Annotated in this window: 15 protein-coding genes and 2 rRNA genes (1 of these 17 only partly in view); 3 read left to right on the forward strand and 14 right to left on the reverse strand. The window is 62.7% G+C overall.

What is annotated here, in order from left to right; translation table 11 throughout:
* Positions 1-2: 2 nt before the first annotated feature.
* The 9 genes from can to DM872_RS16830 form a co-directional block, all read right to left on the reverse strand.
* Positions 3-647: a carbonate dehydratase gene (can, locus tag DM872_RS16790; RefSeq protein ID WP_179060534.1), complete on the reverse strand. Its 645-nt coding sequence runs from the start codon at positions 645-647 to the stop codon at positions 3-5.
* A 71-nt stretch (positions 648-718) separates the two neighbouring features.
* Positions 719-1,171 carry a ribosomal protein S18-alanine N-acetyltransferase gene (rimI, locus tag DM872_RS16795; RefSeq protein WP_179060535.1) on the reverse strand — a complete coding sequence of 151 codons (453 nt, stop codon included), beginning with the start codon at positions 1,169-1,171 and terminating at the stop codon, positions 719-721.
* The gene (locus DM872_RS16800; protein ID WP_179060536.1) at positions 1,168-1,971 is read right to left on the reverse strand and encodes an energy transducer TonB; all 804 of its coding nucleotides are present in this window, start codon (positions 1,969-1,971) and stop codon (positions 1,168-1,170) included. Before DM872_RS16800 ends, rimI begins: the two co-directional genes overlap by 4 nt.
* On the reverse strand, positions 1,968-3,518 hold the full coding sequence (locus DM872_RS16805) for a 2-isopropylmalate synthase (protein ID WP_179060537.1): 1,551 nt from the start codon (positions 3,516-3,518) through the stop codon (positions 1,968-1,970). Before DM872_RS16805 ends, DM872_RS16800 begins: the two co-directional genes overlap by 4 nt.
* A 356-nt stretch (positions 3,519-3,874) precedes the next feature.
* A complete protein-coding gene (locus DM872_RS16810) occupies positions 3,875-6,199 on the reverse strand; it encodes a DUF6160 family protein (protein WP_179060538.1) in 2,325 nt (774 codons plus the stop codon).
* A gap of 10 nt (positions 6,200-6,209) precedes the next feature.
* A complete protein-coding gene (locus DM872_RS16815) occupies positions 6,210-6,818 on the reverse strand; it encodes a DUF6160 family protein (RefSeq protein ID WP_179060539.1) in 609 nt (202 codons plus the stop codon).
* On the reverse strand, positions 6,808-7,836 hold the full coding sequence (locus tag DM872_RS16820; RefSeq protein WP_179060540.1) for a hypothetical protein: 1,029 nt from the start codon (positions 7,834-7,836) through the stop codon (positions 6,808-6,810). The genes DM872_RS16815 and DM872_RS16820 overlap by 11 nt, the downstream gene beginning before the upstream one ends.
* A gap of 2 nt (positions 7,837-7,838) precedes the next feature.
* Positions 7,839-8,885 (reverse strand): DUF6160 family protein, encoded by a 1,047-nt coding sequence (locus DM872_RS16825; RefSeq protein ID WP_179060541.1) that lies wholly within the window; start codon positions 8,883-8,885, stop codon positions 7,839-7,841.
* 174 nt (positions 8,886-9,059) lie between these two features.
* On the reverse strand, positions 9,060-9,668 hold the full coding sequence (locus DM872_RS16830; protein ID WP_179060542.1) for a hypothetical protein: 609 nt from the start codon (positions 9,666-9,668) through the stop codon (positions 9,060-9,062).
* 236 nt (positions 9,669-9,904) lie between these two features.
* Between DM872_RS16830 and mksB the strand changes: the two genes are divergently transcribed.
* Genes mksB through mksF form a run of 3 tightly spaced genes read left to right on the forward strand, consistent with a single transcriptional unit; the run spans position 9,905 to position 14,705 of the window.
* Positions 9,905-11,164: an Mks condensin complex protein MksB gene (gene mksB / locus DM872_RS16835; protein WP_179060543.1), complete on the forward strand. Its 1,260-nt coding sequence runs from the start codon at positions 9,905-9,907 to the stop codon at positions 11,162-11,164.
* On the forward strand, positions 11,164-11,874 hold the full coding sequence (mksE, locus tag DM872_RS16840) for an Mks condensin complex protein MksE (RefSeq protein ID WP_179060544.1): 711 nt from the start codon (positions 11,164-11,166) through the stop codon (positions 11,872-11,874). Before mksB ends, mksE begins: the two co-directional genes overlap by 1 nt.
* A complete protein-coding gene (gene mksF, locus DM872_RS16845; protein WP_179060545.1) occupies positions 11,871-14,705 on the forward strand; it encodes an Mks condensin complex protein MksF in 2,835 nt (944 codons plus the stop codon). The genes mksE and mksF overlap by 4 nt, the downstream gene beginning before the upstream one ends.
* Positions 14,706-14,763: 58 nt before the next feature.
* On the opposite strand, the gene DM872_RS16850 is transcribed toward mksF, so the two are convergent.
* The 5 genes from DM872_RS16850 to DM872_RS16870 all read right to left on the reverse strand — a co-directional run.
* Positions 14,764-17,055, reverse strand: a complete 2,292-nt coding sequence (locus DM872_RS16850; protein ID WP_179060546.1) for a PqiB family protein — start codon at positions 17,053-17,055, stop codon at positions 14,764-14,766.
* Positions 17,048-17,671: a paraquat-inducible protein A gene (locus DM872_RS16855; protein ID WP_179060547.1), complete on the reverse strand. Its 624-nt coding sequence runs from the start codon at positions 17,669-17,671 to the stop codon at positions 17,048-17,050. The genes DM872_RS16850 and DM872_RS16855 overlap by 8 nt, the downstream gene beginning before the upstream one ends.
* Positions 17,658-18,320, reverse strand: a complete 663-nt coding sequence (locus tag DM872_RS16860; RefSeq protein WP_179060548.1) for a paraquat-inducible protein A — start codon at positions 18,318-18,320, stop codon at positions 17,658-17,660. The genes DM872_RS16855 and DM872_RS16860 overlap by 14 nt, the downstream gene beginning before the upstream one ends.
* A 168-nt stretch (positions 18,321-18,488) precedes the next feature.
* Positions 18,489-18,604 (reverse strand): 5S ribosomal RNA (rrf, locus tag DM872_RS16865).
* A gap of 136 nt (positions 18,605-18,740) precedes the next feature.
* Positions 18,741-21,223, reverse strand: a 23S ribosomal RNA gene (locus tag DM872_RS16870) (it continues 408 nt past the right edge of the window).

Raw genomic sequence — 21,223 nt, forward strand, 5'->3', positions numbered from 1 at the left:
GTTCAGTTCTGTCCGAGTGGGCGCAGGCGGTACTGCGGCGGCAGTTGTTCCATGCCGCTGACGGTGACGTTGAGGTTTTTCCAGATGCCGTCCTTGATGCCGTAGATGCAGCCGTGGACGGAGAGCTCCTGGCCGCGGTGCCAGGCGTTCTGGACGATGGTGGTGTGGCTGACGTTGGCCACCTGCTGGATGACGTTCAGCTCGCAGAGGCGGTCGACGCGCTCCTCTTCGGTGGCGAAGGTGGCGAGGTGCTCGCGCTGGTCGTAGTAGAGATCGCGGATGGTACGCAGCCAGCCATCGATCAGGCCGTACTGGGTGTCACGCATGGCGGCGCGGACGCCACCGCAGCCGTAGTGGCCAGTGACCAGGATGTGCCGCACCTTGAGCACGTCCACGGCGTACTGGATGACCGACAGGCAGTTGAGGTCGGTGTGCAGCACGACGTTGGCCACGTTGCGGTGGACAAAGAGGTCGCCGGGCAGCATGCCGACGATTTCGTTGGCCGGTACGCGGGCATCCGAGCAGCCAATCCAGAGGTATTCCGGCACCTGCTGCTTGGCCAGCTTGGCAAAGAAGTCCGGGTCTTGCTGTTTGATCTTCTCGGCCCAGCGCGCGTTGTTGTCGATCAGCTGTTGCAGGTCGCTCATGCGTCTTCTCCTCTTCTGGCTGGCGGCACCTTACGGAGCACCGGGAGCTTTGGCAATGGCCTGCGCGGGGCTCAATCGATCAGCGTGCAGGCCATGACCAGGGCGTCTTCGCGGCCACCCACGGCGGGGTAGTAATCGCGGCGACGGCCGATTTCGTTGAAGCCGTAGCGCTCATATAGGCGGTAGGCGGACTGGTTGCTGGCGCGCACTTCAAGGAAGCATTCGCCGGCCTGCAGCTCGCGGGCGCGCTCCATCAGGCGCTCAAGCAAACGCAGCCCCAGGCCGCGGCCCTGGCTTTCCGGCTTGACGGTGATATTCAGCAGGTGGGCCTCGTCGAGGATGACGTTGATCACGCCGTGGCCGACCTGCTGATCGCCGTCGAACATCAGCCAGCAATCGTAGGATTTGAGGCTGTCGTTGAAGATGCCGCGGGTCCACGGGTGGCTGAAGGCGGCGTATTCGATTTTCAGGACTGCATCGAGGTCCGCCTCGGTCATCGGGCGGAAGGAAACGGCATCGGTCATTCAGTGTGCTTCCAGCGGCGCATCACACGGCGCATGGCTTGCCAGAGTTCGCCCTTGCGTTCGGGCTCGTCCATCAACAGTTCCAGGCCAGGCAGTGCCCAGGCCGCGCCGAGGCCTTCGACCTGCAGTTCTCGGTCGAACGCAGTGGCGTCGGCTTCACCGGCAAATCGGATTGCCGGCAAGCCCACGAGCCAGAGGCAGGCACATTCGCCCTGCTCTTCCATGCGCACGCCGACGAAGCCCTGGATGAAGTCGCGGGCGGCATCGGGGCCCTGGTCCATGTTGCCGCGGCTGAGCAACGGCCAGCGCACGGGCTCGCCGAGGATCTGCGGGCTATCCGGCAGGCCGGCGGCGCGCAACAGGTCCTTCAGCAGCAGGTACGCCGGGTCGCGGCTCTGGAAGGGCTCGCCGGTGGGCAATTCCACCAGCAGCAGGCAGTTGGCGGCACGCAGCAGCTGCAGGGAGAAGCGTGGCGGCGGCAGCACCTCTGCCTTGGCCGGCGCGGTTTCGGCTTCGGCGGCAGCTTCGGGTTCGGGCTGCACCGTCGGACGCGGCGTGCTGCCAGGACGGGGTACCTCGATCTTGGCGCGCACCGGCGTCGCCGCCGGGCGGGCTTCCGCTGCGGGGGTTGCGGGTTTTACATCAGCGACCGGAGCCGGTGTGTCCTCGAGGGGAACTTCCGGGGCCGGTGCGAGCAATTCGGGATTGGAGGGCGCGGCGAAGGGCAATGCCGTGCGAGGTAGCCAGGTGGCTACCTGCATGGCATCGAGATACGCGCGACGACGGTGTTCTGTGATCAAACGTCAGCAACCTGTGGGTGAGCCTTGCGCACGCCGGCCTGCATCAGGTTCAGCGCGTTGAGGTAGGCCTTTGCGGAGGCGACAACTATATCGGTATCCGCACCGTTTCCGTTGACGATTCGTCCGGCTTTTTCCAGGCGGACGGTGACTTCACCCTGGGAGTCGGTCCCCTGGGTGATGGCATTGACTGAATAGAGCTGCAGGCTCGACTCGGACGTCGCCAGGCTTTCGATCGCCTTGAAGGTGGCATCCACCGGGCCGGAACCGTCGGCGCTGGCACCCTGTTCCACACCGTCGATGGACAGCACCAGCTTGGCTTGGGGCACTTCGCCGGTCTTCGAGGCGACCTCCAGATAGACCAGCTTGAAGTGTTCCGGGGCTTCCTCGCCCAGGGTGTCGGAGACCAGCGCCTGCAGGTCCTCGTCGAAGATCTCGTGTTTCTTGTCCGCCAGCTCCTTGAAGCGGGCGAAGGCGGCATTCAGGTCCGCCTCGCTGGCCAGCGCGATGCCCAATTCGTCCAGGCGGGTGCGGAAGGCGTTCCGCCCGGAGTGCTTGCCCAGCACCATCTTGTTGGTGTGCCAACCGACGGACTGGGCGGACATGATCTCGTAGGTCTCGCGGTGCTTGAGCACGCCGTCCTGGTGAATGCCGGACTCGTGCGCGAAGGCGTTGGCGCCGACGATGGCCTTGTTCGGCTGCACCGGGAAGCCGGTGATGCCGGACACCATGCGCGAGGTGCTGAGGATGTGCGGGGTATCGATGTTGGTGTAGACGCCGAGCACGTCCTGGCGGGTCTTGATCGCCATGACGATCTCTTCCAGCGCAGCGTTGCCGGCGCGCTCGCCCAGGCCGTTGATGGTGCATTCCACCTGGCGAGCCCCGACTGCCACGGCCGCCAGGGAGTTGGCCACGGCCAGCCCGAGGTCGTTATGGCAGTGCACCGAGAACACCGCCTTGTCGGCATTGGGGATGCGCTGCAGGAGCTGACGCATGGTATCGGCGTACTGGTGCGGAATGGCGTAGCCCACGGTGTCGGGGATATTGATGGTGCGGGCACCAGCATCGATCGCGGCTTCGATGATGCGGCAGAGGAAGTCGATCTCGGAGCGGCCGGCATCTTCGCAGGAGAACTCCACGTCATCGCAGAGGTTGCGCGCCCGCGATACCGCGCGAATGGCCTGCTCCACCACCTGGTCCGGCTGCATCCGCAGCTTGTACTGCATGTGGATGGGGCTGGTGGCGATGAAGGTGTGGATGCGCGCAGAGTTGGCACCGGCCAGCGCTTCGGCGGCGCGGTCGATGTCGGCATCCACGGCACGGGACAGGCTGCATACGGTGCTGTCCTTGATGCTGTCGGCAATGGCCTTGACCGCCTCGAAGTCACCGGGGCTGGCGATGGCGAAGCCGGCCTCGATCACGTCCACCCGCATCCGTTCCAGGGCCTTGGCGATGCGCAGCTTTTCTTCCTTGGTCATGGAAGCGCCGGGGCTCTGCTCGCCGTCCCGCAGGGTGGTGTCGAAGATGATGACGCGATCTTGGCTGCTCATGGGCTCGCTCCTCACGGCCCCACCGTGCGTGCGGCCGGGGCTCAGGCTGATGGTGCCGGACTGCTTGTGGCGACGGCACCCGATCAGGGAATTGTGGCGTGAAAAGTGGGAGGCGGAAAGGTCGGCGGGCGGGTGGATTTCTACGCGGAAGCATCCCTTGTAGGAGCGAATTCATTCGCGAAAGGAGTGCGAAGCGCTCCCATCGGGCAAGAGCAGGACTGCGTCCTGCAATCGCGAATGAATTCGCTCCCACAAAACGGTTGGGCTCCCGGTGATTCTTGTGGGCATCCACAGGCCGAACCTGCGGTCCGGTCAGCGAATGAATTCGCCCCCACAGAAAAGCGGCGCCCTCCTCCTCAATTGATCGGCGTAGCCGTCAGGTTGGCGCTGATGTCGGCGTTCTGCACCTTGATGCCATACATGGAGGTGACGGCGCCGCCGGTTGGGTGGACGTGCTGCAGGCGGTCGACGTTGATTTCCTTGAAGTGGATGCGGCCGTTCACCGCGAAACCCAGCGGGTCCGGGCTGACCGGGCTGCAGGTGCCGCCGTTCTTGGTGCAGACCTTGGTGGGCGCCACGTCCAGGTTGAGGTCGGCGTTGAAACCGTAGGTGTTGGCATTGGGATCACTGGGGTTGCCGTCGGAAGTGGAGAAGTTATCCACAACCAGCTGGCTGCCGGTGCCGGCGGCGCCGTTGACGCGGTTGGTTTCCCAGACGATCTGGTTGCGCTTCTCGTCGGTGGCCACACCGTTGGTGGTGCTTTCGATCGCGGTATCGCGGACGAAGACATTCTTCAACTTCACCGACACCCCTTCATTGCCGCGATCTTCCCAGCGGCCGCCGCTGGCCGAGCAGGCGCCAGCCGAGGTGCCGCTGCCACCCACACAGAGTGCGCCGGCACCGCCGGAACTTAGCGCCAGGGTGGAGCCCTGCTCGAAGCGTTTCAGCACCAGTCGGCCGAGGCTGGTGCCGGTGGTGCGATCGCCCCAGCGCAGGTCGCTGACTTCCAGCTTCGACCAGTAGGTGCCCTTGCGCAGCTCCACACCGTTGTTACTTACGTCCACCGAGCCATCACGGAAGTGTATGTCGTAGGTCGTGCCCGCCAGCCACAGGCCCTTGCCGGTCTCGTCGACCGAGATCGCGGCGCGGGCATCGCTGAAGAGGAAGTCGGCGTTGTAGCGCACGCCGTCGCCGCTGCTGCCACCTGGCATCAGGGTGATCTGACCGTTCAGGGTGAAGTCGTAGGCCGGGAAGATTTCCATCAGCACCAGCAGTTCGGTGCCGCCCTGCAGCGGCGCGTTGGGCGAGCCCACGCGCAGACCGTCGAAGCTGTAGCCGCCCTTGATGTTGGAAAGCCCAAGGCGCAGACCGTCGAAATGGCCGTTGTAGCTGCCCTTGCTCATGTCGCTCTGGGTGCCAGCGTAGCAACCGGTGCTGGCCCCGCCGGCGCAGCTCCTGGTCAGGTCCAGGGTGATCTGGCCGGTGCCGTTGGTGCGCAGGCCGCTGAACCACATGCTGTTGCCGTTATCGGTGAGGGAAACCGAGCTGTTGGCCATGTTCCAGCTGACATCGGCGGTCAGGCCCTTGGCACCGGAATTGGGGTCGCCGCCCGGCCGCAGCTTGAGCCAGTTCTGCTTGGCGCCGTCGTCGGCGAAGTTGAGGTCGATGGCCAGGCTGCCGAGTTTCTGGTTGGTCGGGTTGCCGATGATCAGGCCACCCAGCGTGGCGTTGAGCTTGAGGTCCTGGAACGCCACCTGTGCATAACTGCCGCCCACGTCCTGGGCCAGGTCGAAGGTCAGGCCGCCAAGACTGCGCAGGGTGCCGGAGAAGTTCTCGGCGCGCAGGATGCCTTCGTCCTGGTACTGGAACAGGCTGCTGCCGATATTCAGATCCGGGCGGATGCGGATGCCTTCGCCGCTGGCACCGCCACTGGCGACGCTGAGGCTGCCGCCCAGGCGCAGGTCCATGTTCAGCTTGCCGAAGCTGCGGCTGGCGTTGGGATCACGCAGGTCGGGCGCGCCAGGCGTCACGGGGGAGCCGGTGGGATCGCTGTGGGCGAGATCGAGGCTGATGCCACCAATGGTGCCGATGAAGCGCGCGTCGCCGAGGTTGAGCTTGACCTCCTGACCACTGCCGCCGCTGACGACGTCCAGGTAGGCGTTGTTCAGATAGGTCTCGAAGGACAGGCCTTTGACGATGAGGTCGAAGCCGTTGTCGCGGTAATAGAAGGTCACATCGGTGAGGGACAGCCGGCTGTCGTCCACCGCAATCCCGCTGACTCCGCTGGCGCCGCCGCCCTTGAGCTTCAAGGTGGCGCCGAGGGTGTAGAAGGCGCGGAACGAGCCGAAGCTCTTGCTGCTGCCATCCATCTCGATGTTGTTCACCGCCAGCACCTGGGGGGTGGAACTGTGCTGGACCTGCAACTGCCCGCCCTGCACGTCGATGGTGGACTGGGAGGTGCTGGTGGTGCCGCTGGCGGCGCGATTGCTCACGTCACGCAGGTTCAGGCTGCGGCCGTCCTGCGTATAGCTGACGCTGCTGGCCGACCAGCCCTGGCTGGAGGTTTCCAGGCTGATGCCGCCCTGGCCGCTGACCGAGGCCATGGTCGAGTCATCCAGCGCTTCCATGGCCTGGGCCTGGGAGGCGAGGAGCATGCTGAGCAGCAAGGGGGCTGGGCGCATGGTCGGTTCCTCAGTTCTTCGGGAAGATCAGCACGCTGCCCTGCATGCGGATGGTGCCGTCGACTTTCGCCGAGAAAATGTTGGTCTGCTGGTAGCTGGGGTTGCCGCCGTTGGCGACGGTGCCGGACTTGTTCTGCCAGCCGCCCTGGTTGGCCACGCCGAAGGCGAAGCTGCCGTTCTTGAAGCGCATCTCGTTGGGCAGGCCGATGGCCAGGACGTCCTGGTTGAAGGCCGCACCGTCGCCAGCAAAACCGCTGTTGATCAGCCGTGTATTCAGGGTCAGGCCCTCGAAGCTGAAGATGCCCTTGAGGTTGTCCAGCACGTACCAGCCGCCATTGGCCTCGGAACGAATGGCAATGCGCAAGCCGCAGCTTTCAGAGGTGGCAGCACCGGCGATGGCGCAGCTGCGCTCGTTGGCTTTCCAGGTGGTGGGGTTGTTGGACACCGGGGTGTTCCACAGCACGCCGCCATTCTTGTTGATGCTGAACTCGCCAGAGAGGTACACCCCGCCCTGCCCGCTCATCTGGCTCAGGTCAGCATCCTCCAGCGCCTGCAGTTCGGCTCGCGCCAGCATGGGAAGCCCTAGCAGCACCGCCAGGTAGAGCGCCCTAGAGATCATGGCTGGTCACCTTCAGATAGTTGATGCTGAGGCCCTGGAGCGCGTTGTAGCCGAAGTTGTAGCCACCACTGCTGAAGCTGCCGCTGCCGGCCTGGAGACTGTTGATGACGATATTGGTGCGAGGCGCGTTGGCGTAGAAGTCGGCGGCCAGCGCATCCTTCTGCGCCTGGGTGGTGCCAGACGCCGTGGGGTTGGGCAGTTCGAGCACGAACTGGCCGTTGCTGCTCACGTCGAACAACAACGGCTGAGTCTTGCCGTATCCGAGGGAGATATTGGCGTAGGCGTTATTGAGGAAGATGGTCCGATCACGCTGCTCGGTGGCGGTCGTGCAGCCCGTGGTGCCGGCCGCGCAGCTCATGATCTGCAGGCTCTTGGTGAAGAGGTTGATGCGCGCCTCACCCACCATCTGGCTACGGCTGCTGTCGCCCCACAGGCGCAGGTAGGAGCCGTCCATCGCCAATTCGGCGAAGTCCAGGTTGAGGATATCGGTGCGCCCGGCGGCGACCTGGAAGTCGAAGCGAATCCCCAGGTCCACCTTTTCGCTGGCGCGGCTGGAGCAGTTGTTGCCGGCTGCGGCCAGACCCGCAATACAGGGCTGGCCAGCGGCACCGGTCAGACGCTCGGGGAACATGAATTCGAGGACCGTGACATTGCTCGGGGTGGTCTGTACCCACTGCCCGTCGTCCCGCAGGGTGCGCATGTCTTCGCCCTTGGCCAGGTTGAGGGCGAAGGGATGGTTGAGCCGGCCGATGGTCACGGGATTGAGGTTCGCGCCTTTGTTGCTGCCGGCGGCACCGAGGTAGAACTCCTTCACCGCGATCGGCACGTTCTGCTTGGCGGCGTTGGTGATGTCATTGATGGTGATGGTCGCGTTGTTGGCGTCCAGCAGGACCTGGTCCAGCACGAAGCCGATCCCGGCACCGTCCACATTGGAAAGCTCCGCGTCGTCCAGCGCCTTGAGTTCAGCCTGTGCTGTGGCGGCGGCCAGCGACAGCAGGATCACGACAGCTCTGCTCATGCTCAGCACCCCGCGGTGGCTGTGCCCAGGCAGGTGTCCTGGCGCGGGATGCCATTGAACGCCTGCTCGAAGTCGATGTTGATCGGCGACACCAGGTTGCCGTTGGCATCCCGGTACTTGGGCATATTCATGAAGGCGCCCTTGAGGGCGGTCATGAAGGCGTTCTGATCCATGTCCTTCCACGCCAGGTCCTGGGTCTGGAAGGAGATGAAGAAGCCCTTCGCGGCGCCGTCCATGGTGTTCATGTTGGAAATGTTGCCCACCGGCAGCGACTTGAAGTCGGCGAGCGGGAAGCAGGTGGACAGGGAGAGGATGCCGCAGCCGCTGGACTTGAACAGGCCCAGCAGGGCATCGGAGAGGCCGCCGAGGTTGCAGCCGCTGACGCAGCTCAACGCCGCGCCGTTTGGCATGCCGGCCAGGCTGCCGCGCACCGGGTCGACATCACCGCCGGAGTTCACCAGCGTCGCGTCCCCCTGCAGCTTGGTGCTGCCGGTGATGCCCGCCAGTCCCAGCAGGAAACGGTCCCAGCCTGAAGCCTTGTCAATGATGGGTTGGGCGGTGCCGGTGATGTGTACCGGAATGTTCCCGGTCAGGCTCTGGATATCTCCGGACAACACACCCTTGGCCTCGCCGAAGCCGATGCGCACACCGACCACCTTGTTGCCGGAATAGGCCAGCTCGACGAAGGGATCGGCGATGCGGAAAGGGTTCACCGAGCCGTCGGCATTCACGGTGCCGAGGGCGAAGTTGTTGATGAGGATGTCGGACGAGCCGGCGACTTCCCCCGCGCGGGTTGCGGCGTCGTCGTACTGGCCGAGTTGGAGCTTCTTCATATTCAGCTGGGTATCGACGTTCACCCCGAAGTTGACGCGGGTGTAGTTGATCCCGGCGTTGGCGTCGGTGGTCAGGTTGATGAACGCCTGGCCGGTGATGTTCGAGAGTTCGTTGTCGGCCAGCTCTTCCATGCGCGCCTGGGCGATGGACGTGGCGAACAGGCCGGCAAGAAGAACGGCCTTCAGCGACCAGGCGGGCAGCGGATTCGAACGCATGGCGACATCCCTGATTGTTCTTGTATGGGCAAGCGACGAAGACTCGTCCCCTTTCTAGCCACTATAGGGAGGCCGGCCGGGAAGCGTCCCGACCCATAGTCGAGTTGAGGGTGCTTGGCAGGAGGTCGGCGACGGATAGCTGTTACCCATCGCAACAACGGGGTAACGCCGAGGTCAGCCCTGGCGGAACAGGCCAATCAGGTGGTCGGCGATAGCGCCCTTGATGTTCGACACTTCCAACCGGGAGTTGCGCCCCAGGCGGCTCGTGTCGATGCGATGCAGGTGCAACGAAGGCATGCGTGCCTCGTACTCGCGCAGGTCGCCCTTGACCAGCACCGGCAAGAACTGCACGCCACGGGACTGGTAGCGCTGGATCAGGAATCTGAGGCCGTCCTGGAAGGGCAGTTCGTGGGAAGCGCTGAGGCGGTGCTCGCCGGGGATCTTCAGGTAGAGGCCGGTCGAGCCCAGCACTTCACCGGGAAGGACATGGATTCCGGTAGGCAGGACGGCGTCGGCGGGAATGTCATGGAAGGTGTCGTGCCAGGCCAACTCGTCGGGAAGGATGGTGATGCTGCCGTGTTCCTCTTCCGGCACCACGAAGCTGTAGCGGCTGTAGAGCTTTTCCACGTAGGCGGAATAGACGCACAGGCGGTTTTCGAAGTGCAGCAGGAAGTCGATGGCCTCTTGCCGGTTGGTGATGGCGTCGAGGTCCCAGTCCAAGTCGGTCTGGCGTTCCAGCTCGGCCCAGCGGGCGTCGGCGAGAAGTGCGGATTCGGGGCTCATGGTTTCTGCGGCATTACATCGGACGTCTCCCTAACGCAGAAAACATGCCAGCGAATTCAATCACTTGCACGGGGGTTCCCGGCTGTTTTCGGGCCTCTGATAGCACGATGCCAGTCGTAAACTGCCAAAAAACGTCAGTCCGCGACAGGTGTCACTCCTCTGATCGGTTGAAGCTCAATCGCTGCCGGCAACCTGAAGTACAATCGCCTCTTTTTTCAGCGAACCCCGGCCAATCGATGATCGATCCCAAGCGCGTACTGCGCGCCCTAGCCGAACACTGGACGTTGCTCGAGCCGCTCTGCGAGCGCTTCGATGCCGGCACCCTGAGCCTGGTGGAACTGCGCGTGCAGCTCGCCGGCCAGTTGCCGGAGGGCACGCCCACCGACGTGACCGCCCTGCTCGACCTCTGGGTGCGCCTGGATATCCTGGTTCCCGTGGCCAAGAGCCCGAACCGCTTCGAGCTGAACGCGCAGATCCACGACTTCCTCGCCTACCTGCGGCGCGAACACCGCCTCGGCCTGTGCCTGGAGATCGAAGCCTACCTGCGTCACCTGGAACGCCTCGCCGGCTACATCCAGGAAGCCTTCGAAATCCGTGATGGCAACGACCTGGCGCGCCAGCTGCGTCTGCTCGACATGCGCGTTCGCGATGTCCTGAAGAAGCTCGACAACGACGAGCAGGCCCTGGTGGCCGTGGCCGATCGCGCCAAGACCAGCGACCGGCAGATTCCCCTGCGCCAGCGCTACGCCGAAGTGCTGGCCACCTGGGACGAGTACGTCGAGCCGATGATCCAGTTGGTGGCCGCCGACGGCGCCTTCGAACAGGGCGTGCGGCGCGTCGAGCAGGTGCTGCTGCGTCTCCTGGGCGAGCAGCAACGCCTCGGTCAATTGGTGGACGACGACCTGCTGCTGCGCACCCACGCGCGCATCCTGGAAATGCAGACCAGCGCCCAGCTGACCCTGCGCAAGGCCCGTGAACTGCTGCTTCCACTGCGCGAAGAAGCGCGCCGGCACAACGCCGTGACCCGTGGCGCCGCCCTGGCACTGTCGGTGATCCGCAAGAAGGGTCTGGACGCGGTGCCCCAGGCCGCGATGCCGCTCTTCACCCGTCCGCAGACCACCTTCCTCGGCAGCGGCTCGCAGGTGGAGGCATACGTCTATGCCCTCGCACGCTTCCAGCCGAAACCGGCGCACTTCCCGAAGTCCGGCGGCACACGCAAGACCGCTGCGCCGCGCTCGCCGAAGACCGCGCGGGAAATGCTCGACCGTTGCGAGCAGGCCCTGCCGCTGCCTGACCTGATGGTCTGGCTGCTGGAACAGGAGCCCGAAGGCGCCACCGACGAACTCCTCTACTGGTTCTCGCGTCTGTCCCGCGATGCGCGCTTCTCGCGTGATCGCCTGGAGCGCCGTGACTACCTGACCGCCGAGCACCAGGTCAGCCTGAGCTCCTATGCCCTGATCAAGAGCCCCACCGCCGCGGCCGAGAAGACTTCCTGATGAATATCGACCTGAAAGAATTGACCCAGCTCGCGCCCATCTTCCGCGAGCTGTTCAAGGGCTATCACCTCTCCCGCAGCGAGCCGGAGTGCTACGCCCAGCTATCCACCATGCAGGACCAGTACCGCGCGCTTTTCAAGGCGCTCGGTTTCGAACTGGTCTGTGACCCGCGCGGTTTCTACTACTTCGTGCCCGAGCAGATGGGCGCCCAGGTGAACAAGACCGCCCAGCGTCTGGCGCTGTTCACCTTCATCCTGGTGGAGCACCTGGCTGACCAGGGCCGCGACCCCCTTTCCGTGCTCGACGGCGGCAGCATCGGCCGCGACGAACTGCCGGCTCTGCTGGAGAAGTACCGCGACCTGTTCATGCAGGCCGAGGTGACCACCCATGAAGAGCTGGAAGAGAAGGTGATCCGCCGCCTCACCCAACTGGGCTTCGCCGAGGACAGCAACGGTATCTACCGCTTCCTGCCGCCGATGCACCGTTTCCTCGATGTGTGCCTGGCGGTGCAGCACGACCGCGACCTGGCCGCCAGCCTGCACAGCACCGACCTGGAGCTGCGCGCTCCGGTGCTGATGGATGACGACAGCGGCGACGCCATCATCCCCATCGACGAGCCCGAGGCTGTCGATGCGCCCGCCGAGTCCGAAGAAGACGCCCTGGCCCGCGCCATGGCCGAAGAACGCGCCGCCCAGGAGGAAGACGCATGAGCCAGGAACGCTACGGCATCCGCCGCTTCGCCCTGCTGAACACCGCCGGATACAGCCTGGGCCTGTTCCCGCTGGAAACCCCGCTGTCGATCTACGGCGCCAACAACCTGGGTAAATCGGCGTCGATCAACGCGCTGCAGTTCCCGATCCTGGCGCGCATGTCGGACATGAGCTTCGGCAAGTACAGCCTGGAGCAGTCGCGCAAGTTCTACTTCGCCACCGATACCAGCTACATCTTGGTGGAAGTCTCCCTGCCCCACGGCCCGCACGTCATCGGCGTTGCCGGTCGCGGCCCGGGTGGCGGCTTCGGCCACCAGTTCTTCGCCTACCGCGGCGAACTGAACCTGGAGCACTACCAGCGCGACGGCACCTGCCTGCGTCAGCGCGAGCTGTTCAACAGTCTGGAACGCGAAGGCATCAAGGCCTACGAGCTCAAGCCCGATGAACTGCGCCGCCTGCTAGTGGGCGGTCACACCTCCATCCCGCTGGACCTGACGCTGATCCCGCTGCGCTCCACCAGCGAGCAGAGCCTGAAGACCTTCCGCTCGCTGTTCATCAACCTGCTTCACATGCGCGAGATCACCGCGGCCAAGCTCAAGCAGCTGTTCCTCGATGCCTTCGAGCACAGCCTGCGTTCGGGCAGCGTGGACTACATCGCCGCCTGCGAAGAAGCCTTCCGCGACGTGCGCCGCATGGAACAGGACTACCAGGCGCTGGTTTCCGCCGGCCCGCTGGTGGAAGCCTTGGCCAACGGCGTGACCCAGCGCGAGACTCTGCGCGGAAAGCTGCATCGCATCTCGCCGTTGCTGGATTCGCTGCTGGGTACCTGGCAGGACTATTCCGGCGCCCGTCGCGAAGAATTGGTGATCCAGGCCGAGCACTACCGTGGCGAGCAGGACGGCCTGCAGAACGAACAACGCGGCGGCACCCAGGAAATGATGCGCCTGGAGCGCGCCATCACCGAAAACCAGCGCTGGCTGGGTGAGCTGGCGGTACTGAAGAACCGTTTCGCCCTGGTGGAAAATGCCAAGGTGCTGGAGCAGCAGCTGCTCGCCGCCAAGGATGCACACGACGAACTGGCCGGCGCCCTGGCGCAGTCCCGCCAGTTCTCCGCAGAGGACCTGGACGAGCGCTTGCGTGATCTGGAGAAGCGCCTGAAGGCGGTCAAGCAGCAGCTCGACCATGCCGACAACAACAGCTACTCCCGTCTGCGCGAAGAGTTCTCCCAGGCCGACGTGGACCGCCTGATGCGCCTGTTCAATGGCCAGTTGTTCAGCCTGCCTCTGGGCGAGAAAGGCATTCAGCTGGACGACGGCGAGGCCTGGGTGAAAACCCTGGAAACCGTGCTCGACCAGTTCAAGGGCAGCCAGTTCGAAGTGCCGGGCCTGTCCATCGACCTGTCCCACATCGAGCCGCCGGCGCTGCAAGCCCTGGCTGACCGCGCCGCCCTGCGCGACCAGAAGGACCGCCTGGAGCGCGAGCTGAAGCAGCTCAAGACCCAGCAGTCCGTGGCCGCCGACCGCGCCGCGAGCAAGGCCCAGGCCGAGAAGCTGTACCAGGACGTGCTCGACGCCCAGAAAGCCCTGGAAGACTTCCGCAAAAGCCAGACCCTGGCGGCCGAAGAGCCCGCCAAACTGGAAGAGCTGGCGCAGCTGGAAGCCACCCAGGACGAACTCAAGCGCTCCGCCGATGCTTTCACCGAACGCGTCCAGCAACTCTCCGCCAAGTTGCAGCTGGTGGGTCGCCAGCTCGCCGACCTGGAAGCCAAGGAACGCACCCTGGAAGACGCCCTGCGCCGTCGCCAGCTGCTGCCCGCCGACCTACCCTTCGGCAAGCCGTTCATGGACCCGGTGGACGACAGCCTGGACAACCTGCTGCCGCTGCTCAATGACTACCAGGACACCTGGCAGGCACTGCAGCGCATCGACGGCCAGATCGAGGCGCTCTACGCCCAGGTGCGCCTGAAGGGCGTGGCCAAGTTCGACAGCGAGGACGACGCCGAGCGTCGCCTGCAACTGCTGATCAACGCCTACGCGCACCGCCAGGACGAGGCACTGACCCTGGCCAAGGCACGTCGCGCGGCGGTCACCGACATCGCCCGGACCCTGCGCAATATCCGCAGCGACTACGACAACCTGGAACACCAGCTGGCCCTGTTCAACCGCGAGATCAACAAACGCCAGGTATCCAACCTCGCGAGCTTCCGTATCGTCCTCGCGCCGAACAAGGAAGCCCTGCGCCACATCGACCAAATCATCCACAGTGCCGGCCAGTACGAGGAAGGCGAAACCCTTTCGGTGTTCGACCTGACCAACTCCAGCGACCAGGACGCGAAGAACGAGGAAGCCAAGGAGTACCTGGCACGCCTGGTGGCCGCCAACGGCAACCAGCTGGGCCTGAAGGACCTGTTCGAACTGGCCTTCGAGATCACCAAGGTGCACGGCCAACCGGTTATCCACACGGACATCGATGGCGCCGCCTCCAACGGCACCACCATGACCATCAAGGCGCTGACCAACATGTACCTGCTGCTGCACCTGATGGACCGCGAGCAGGCCGGTCGCATCCGCCTCCCCTACTACCTGGACGAGGCGGCGGACATCGACGAGCGCAACCAGCAGGCGCTGATCGAGACCAGCCAGCAGTTGGGCTTTACGCCGATCCTCGCGTCGGTGAAGCCGCAGGTGTCGGCCAACGTCGCGATCGACCTTGAAGGCGGCAGCGGTCCGAACGGCATCTACATCGACGAGGCGGACTGGAAGTTCATCAAGCGTCGTGAGGTGGCCAAGGCCACCCAGGATGCGACGGACGAGGCGGCAGAACCCGCCTGATACCGTCGCCGAGATAGCAAAAGGGCCGCAATTGCGGCCCTTTTGTTTGTGGCGGGGTTTACCTGGCCAAAGGAATCTTCGGCGCCCAGGTCAGCCATTCGTCCTCGGCATCATCGTGCAGGGCGAATGTCTGGCCATTGAGCGCGCGGTTACCCATCTGCCCTTCGTTCGGTGTGGCGAAGGAAATCCCCCCCTCCACCATCGACTCCAGCGACTCGGTCCGCACCTTCACGCCGTTGAACAGACTGGCATCCACCCCTACGCCACTGGTGTGCCAGAAGCGGCTGCCACTGTGCACCAGGGGCGCATAGCGCGGCTCGATGAGCACCTGGATGAAGACGCGGTCGGCGGTCTTGCCCAGTTCATAGGTGAGCACCTTGCCCACGGGGACTTCGCGGTAGCTGACGATCACGCCCGGTTTGATCGAGCCGCGACGCGGCGCGCTGAGGGTGATGCGCAGGCCCTCCTGGCGCGCGATCGGGTCAGGCGATTCGGCAAGTGCGGTGAAGCGCGTCTGTGGGGCACCTGGCTTGCCCGCAGGCAGGACTTCCAGGTACTGACCGCTGACCAGGGTATCCAGGTTGGCAGTACGCAGCAGACCAAGTTCCGGTCGCACCACCCAGAACTGAGTGCCGGCACGCGCGATGCGATCCGCCGCCTGGGTCAGGCGCGCCTTGACCGTGACGCCGGACAGGTCGCTGTTCAGAGTTACGGTTTCCACTTCGCCGACATCGATGCCCTTGAAGCGGATCGGTGTGCCTGCCTTGATGCCCTCCGCCTGCGGAATGACGATGTCGACCAGGGTACCCTTGACGACGGCCTGGGCCTCATCGTCGTACAGGGTGAAGCGGCGTGGCCGGGTAACCGGCTTGGCTTTCGGGTCCGGCGTGTCGAACGTGATACCGCCCGCCAGCAGGGTTTGCAGGGATTCGCTCTTCACCTCGACGCCGGACAGGCCGCCCTTGAGCGTAATGCCGCTGGAATTCCAGAAGCGGGTGGACTCGTTGACCAGCTTGGTGAACTCGGGCTCGATGTGGATGCCGATCACCACACGCTGCTGGTTACGCGAGAGCTGGTAGCTCTGCACACTGCCCACGCGCATCTGGCGGAACAGCACCGGGCTGCCAACTTCCAAGGAACCGAGACGCTCGCTGGTCAGCACCAGGTGCAAGCCGGGCGCATCGGTGTTCAGCGGGGGCGCCTTGGGACGCACCTTGAACTCACGGGTCGGCGTCCCTTCCTTGGCGAAGCGCACGGCAATGTAGTTGCCTTTCACCAGGGCCTCGATGCCCGTGATGCCCGCTAGAGAGATCGAGGGTTTCACCGTCCAGAACTCGGTGCCCTCGACAAGGTAGTCCTCCGTGCGCGGTTCCATGGTCAGTTCTGCCGTGGCCCCCGTGAAGTCCTTGTCCATGTCGAGTTTCTTCAGGGTGCCGACCTGGACGCCGTTGTACATCACTGGCGTGTTGCCCGGACTGAGGCCACTGACGTCGTCCATCCTCAGCAATACACGAAGCCCGGCCTCGGCGGATTCGAAGCCGTCATACAGGCGGAACGGGATGCTGGGGTCGGTGGGCGGACTGTCCTGCCGGTGCTCCGGCGTTGAGAAGGCGATGCCGCCGGCCATGATGCTGAGCACGGACTCGGTGCGAATCTTCACGCCTGACAGACCCGCGGTGACATTGAGTCCACTGGCATTCCAGAAACGTGTGTGCTTGCGCACCAGATGCGCATAGGGCTGTTCGATGTGCACCTTGATCTCGACGGTGCGCTGGTCTTCGGCCAGTTGGTAGCTCTTCACCTGGCCGACCTGGATCTGCCGGTAATAGACCGGGCTGCCCTGTTCGAGCGAACCAAGGCGTTCGGCCTTGAGGGTGAGGTGAAGGCCGGGTAGCGAATCGGACAAGGGCGGAGGCTCAGCCAGCGCCGTATAGCGCCGTGCGGGTTCGCCCTTCACCGGGTCGATGGCGATGTAGATGCCGGAAACCAGGGTCTCCAGGCCAGTGACGCCGGCGAGCGATACCCGCGGACGTACCAGCCAGAAGCGGGTTTCCTTGCTGAGGTAGGGCTCGGCCTCTTTCATCACTTCGACAGTCGCAACCACGCCCTTGATATCGTCGCTGACGTGCAAGTCGACCACCTTGCCGACCTGGATGCCCTTGTACATCAGTTGAGTCTTGCCGACCTGGATGCCGTCCCCGTTCTCGAAACGGATCTGGATCTCGATGCCTGCTTCGCTCATGGCCTTCCATGCCAGCCAGAGGCCAATGATCAGCGCCAACAGAGGGAGGATCCAGATGGCGGACCAACTCGTGGTTTTACGGGTTTTAGGCGTTGGCAACTCAGGCATTCTCGTCGTCCATATCGGTGTTGTCCCAGATCAGCCTGGGGTCGAAAGTCACTGCCGCGATCATGGTGATCACCACGACGCTGGCGAAGGCAGCCGCCCCCAGGTTGGCTTCGATGCTAGCCAGGTTGCCGAAGTTCACCAACGCCACGAGGATGGCGATGACGAAGATATCCAGCATGGACCAGCGGCCTATCCATTCGATGAAGCGGTACATCAGGATGCGTTGTCGCGGCGACATGGGCAGCCGTCGCTGTACTGAGTAAAGCAGCAGGGCGATGCCCACCAACTTGAAAGTAGGCACAAGGATGCTCGCCACGAAGACGACCAGCGCAATGGGCACCATTTCGGCGTGAATCAGTTCGAGCACACCACCCATGATGGTCGAGGGCGCACCGTTGCCCAGGAAGTTCACCGTCATGATCGGCAGCACATTGGCGGGCACATAGAGAATGGCCGCTGTAATCAGCAATGCCCAGGTGCGGGTCAGGCTGTTGGGGCGACGGGGATGCAGGCGCGCACCGCAGCGACTGCAGGCGCCATGGTCGTCATCGGATTCGGGGCGGTTCAGTTGGTGGCATTCGTCGCAGACGATGATGCCGGCATCAATGGCGCGCATGGGCGTCTCCTTCGGCGTCCAGCGCATCCCAGACCTGGTGGGGCGACATGGTCACCTCGAGCCACACCTGGGTCAGCAGCAGGGCGATGAAACAGGCAAGGCCGATGCCCAGATGAAGATCGGCAAGATCGATCAGTTTGACGATGGAAACCAGGATGCCCATGAGGTAGACCTCGAGCATCCCCCACTCCCGCAAGTGGTGGTACAGGCGATAGAGCAGCACTCCCAGGCCGAGGGCGCGACGGGTACTGATGCACATCAGCACAATCAACTGGCAGAGCAGTTTGACCAGGGGGATGACCATGCTGCACAGGAACACCAGCACCGCGACACCTTCCATCCCCGTGTTGTAGAGGCCTAAAACCCCTGTCCAAACCGTGTCATGACTGGTCTGCCCAAGCAGATTGAGCTTCATGATGGGGAGGAAGTTGGCTGGCACGAACAAGAGCAGTGCAGTCAGCACCAGGGCCATGGCGCGGCGCTCCATCTTCGAGCGATGCACCACCAGTTCGTAACCACAGCGCGGGCAGCAGGCCTTCTGCTCTTCGCCGAGGTGTGGGTGACGCATCAATAGATCGCACTCGTGACAGGCAATCAGGTCGTGCAGGGGAAGTTCGGAAAGCGGTCGTTGTTCCGCCAGGTCGGGCATGGTTGCAAGGCTCTTTGGGTATCGCGGCTATTCTAGACGAGCGGAGCAGCGGCGGTGGCGATTCAAGAGTTTCCGGGCGCTACCGCCTTCGACGCTGGACCGCATGCTTTCTCGCGCCCAAAGACAAACCCCCGACCTGCTTTCGCGGGTCGGGGGTTTGGGATAGAAGCTTGACGATGACCTACTCTCACATGGAGAAGCTCCACACTACCATCGGCGATGCGTCGTTTCACTGCTGAGTTCGGGATGGGATCAGGTGGTTCCAACGCTCTATGGTCGTCAAGCAATTCGGCTGGGATCTCGTCGATGACGCGATCCCGAATCAGGTATGTGACAGTCTGTCTTTGCGGTTCAGGCCAATTTTCGGTCTGTCGACTTCAACCAGTCGCACCCACAATCACCAGATTGTTTGGGTGTTATATGGTCAAGCCTCACGGGCAATTAGTATTGGTTAGCTCAACGCCTCACAGCGCTTACACACCCAACCTATCAACGTCGTAGTCTTCGACGGCCCTTTAGGGGATTCAAGATCCCAGTGAGATCTCATCTTGAGGCGAGTTTCCCGCTTAGATGCTTTCAGCGGTTATCTCTTCCGAACATAGCTACCCGGCGATGCCACTGGCGTGACAACCGGAACACCAGAGGTTCGTCCACTCCGGTCCTCTCGTACTAGGAGCAGCCCCTCTCAAATCTCAAACGTCCACGGCAGATAGGGACCGAACTGTCTCACGACGTTCTAAACCCAGCTCGCGTACCACTTTAAATGGCGAACAGCCATACCCTTGGGACCGGCTTCAGCCCCAGGATGTGATGAGCCGACATCGAGGTGCCAAACACCGCCGTCGATATGAACTCTTGGGCGGTATCAGCCTGTTATCCCCGGAGTACCTTTTATCCGTTGAGCGATGGCCCTTCCATACAGAACCACCGGATCACTAAGACCTACTTTCGTACCTGCTCGACGTGTCTGTCTCGCAGTCAAGCGCGCTTTTGCCTTTATACTCTGCGACCGATTTCCGACCGGTCTGAGCGCACCTTCGTACTCCTCCGTTACTCTTTAGGAGGAGACCGCCCCAGTCAAACTGCCCACCATACACTGTCCTCGATCCGGATGACGGACCAGAGTTAGAACCTCAAGCATGCCAGGGTGGTATTTCAAGGATGGCTCCACGAGAACTGGCGTCCTCGCTTCAAAGCCTCCCACCTATCCTACACAAGCAGGCTCAAAGTCCAGTGCAAAGCTACAGTAAAGGTTCACGGGGTCTTTCCGTCTAGCCGCGGATACACTGCATCTTCACAGCGATTTCAATTTCACTGAGTCTCGGGTGGAGACAGCGCCGCCATCGTTACGCCATTCGTGCAGGTCGGAACTTACCCGACAAGGAATTTCGCTACCTTAGGACCGTTATAGTTACGGCCGCCGTTTACCGGGGCTTCGATCAAGAGCTTCGCTTGCGCTAACCCCATCAATTAACCTTCCGGCACCGGGCAGGCGTCACACCCTATACGTCCACTTTCGTGTTTGCAGAGTGCTGTGTTTTTAATAAACAGTCGCAGCGGCCTGGTATCTTCGACCGGCATGGGCTTACCGAGTAAATCGTTCACCCTCACCGGCGCACCTTCTCCCGAAGTTACGGTGCCATTTTGCCTAGTTCCTTCACCCGAGTTCTCTCAAGCGCCTTGGTATTCTCTACCCAACCACCTGTGTCGGTTTGGGGTACGGTTCCTAGTTATCTGAAGCTTAGAGGCTTTTCCTGGAAGCATGGCATCAACCACTTCGCGTTCTAAAAGAACGCTCGTCATCAGCTCTCGGCCTTGAACACCCGGATTTGCCTAAGTGTTCGGCCTACCACCTTAAACTTGGACAACCAACGCCAAGCTGGCCTAGCCTTCTCCGTCCCCCCATCGCAATAACTAGAAGTACGGGAATATTAACCCGTTTCCCATCGACTACGCATTTCTGCCTCGCCTTAGGGGCCGACTCACCCTGCGTCGATTAACGTTGCGCAGGAACCCTTGGTCTTTCGGCGTGCGAGTTTTTCACTCGCATTGTCGTTACTCATGTCAGCATTCGCACTTCTGATACCTCCAGCAAGCTTCTCAACTCACCTTCACAGGCTTACAGAACGCTCCTCTACCGCTCGTCTTACGACGAACCCGTAGCTTCGGTGTCTAGTTTGAGCCCCGTTACATCTTCCGCGCAGGCCGACTCGACTAGTGAGCTATTACGCTTTCTTTAAAGGATGGCTGCTTCTAAGCCAACCTCCTAGCTGTCTAAGCCTTCCCACATCGTTTCCCACTTAACTAGAACTTTGGGACCTTAGCTGACGGTCTGGGTTGTTTCCCTTTTCACGACGGACGTTAGCACCCGCCGTGTGTCTCCCACGCTGACACTTCCAGGTATTCGGAGTTTGCATCGGTTTGGTAAGTCGGGATGACCCCCTAGCCGAAACAGTGCTCTACCCCCTGGAGTGATACGTGAGGCGCTACCTAAATAGCTTTCGAGGAGAACCAGCTATCTCCGAGCTTGATTAGCCTTTCACTCCGATCCACAGGTCATCCGCTAACTTTTCAACGGTAGTCGGTTCGGTCCTCCAGTCAGTGTTACCTAACCTTCAACCTGCCCATGGATAGATCGCCCGGTTTCGGGTCTATACCCAGCGACTAAACGCCCTATTAAGACTCGCTTTCGCTACGCCTCCCCTATTCGGTTAAGCTCGCCACTGAATATAAGTCGCTGACCCATTATACAAAAGGTACGCAGTCACCTAACAAAGTAGGCTCCCACTGCTTGTACGCATACGGTTTCAGGTTCTATTTCACTCCCCTCTCCGGGGTTCTTTTCGCCTTTCCCTCACGGTACTGGTTCACTATCGGTCAGTCAGTAGTATTTAGCCTTGGAG

It is taken from the genome of Pseudomonas taiwanensis (genome assembly GCF_013393345.1).
GTDB lineage: Bacteria > Pseudomonadota > Gammaproteobacteria > Pseudomonadales > Pseudomonadaceae > Metapseudomonas > Metapseudomonas resinovorans_C.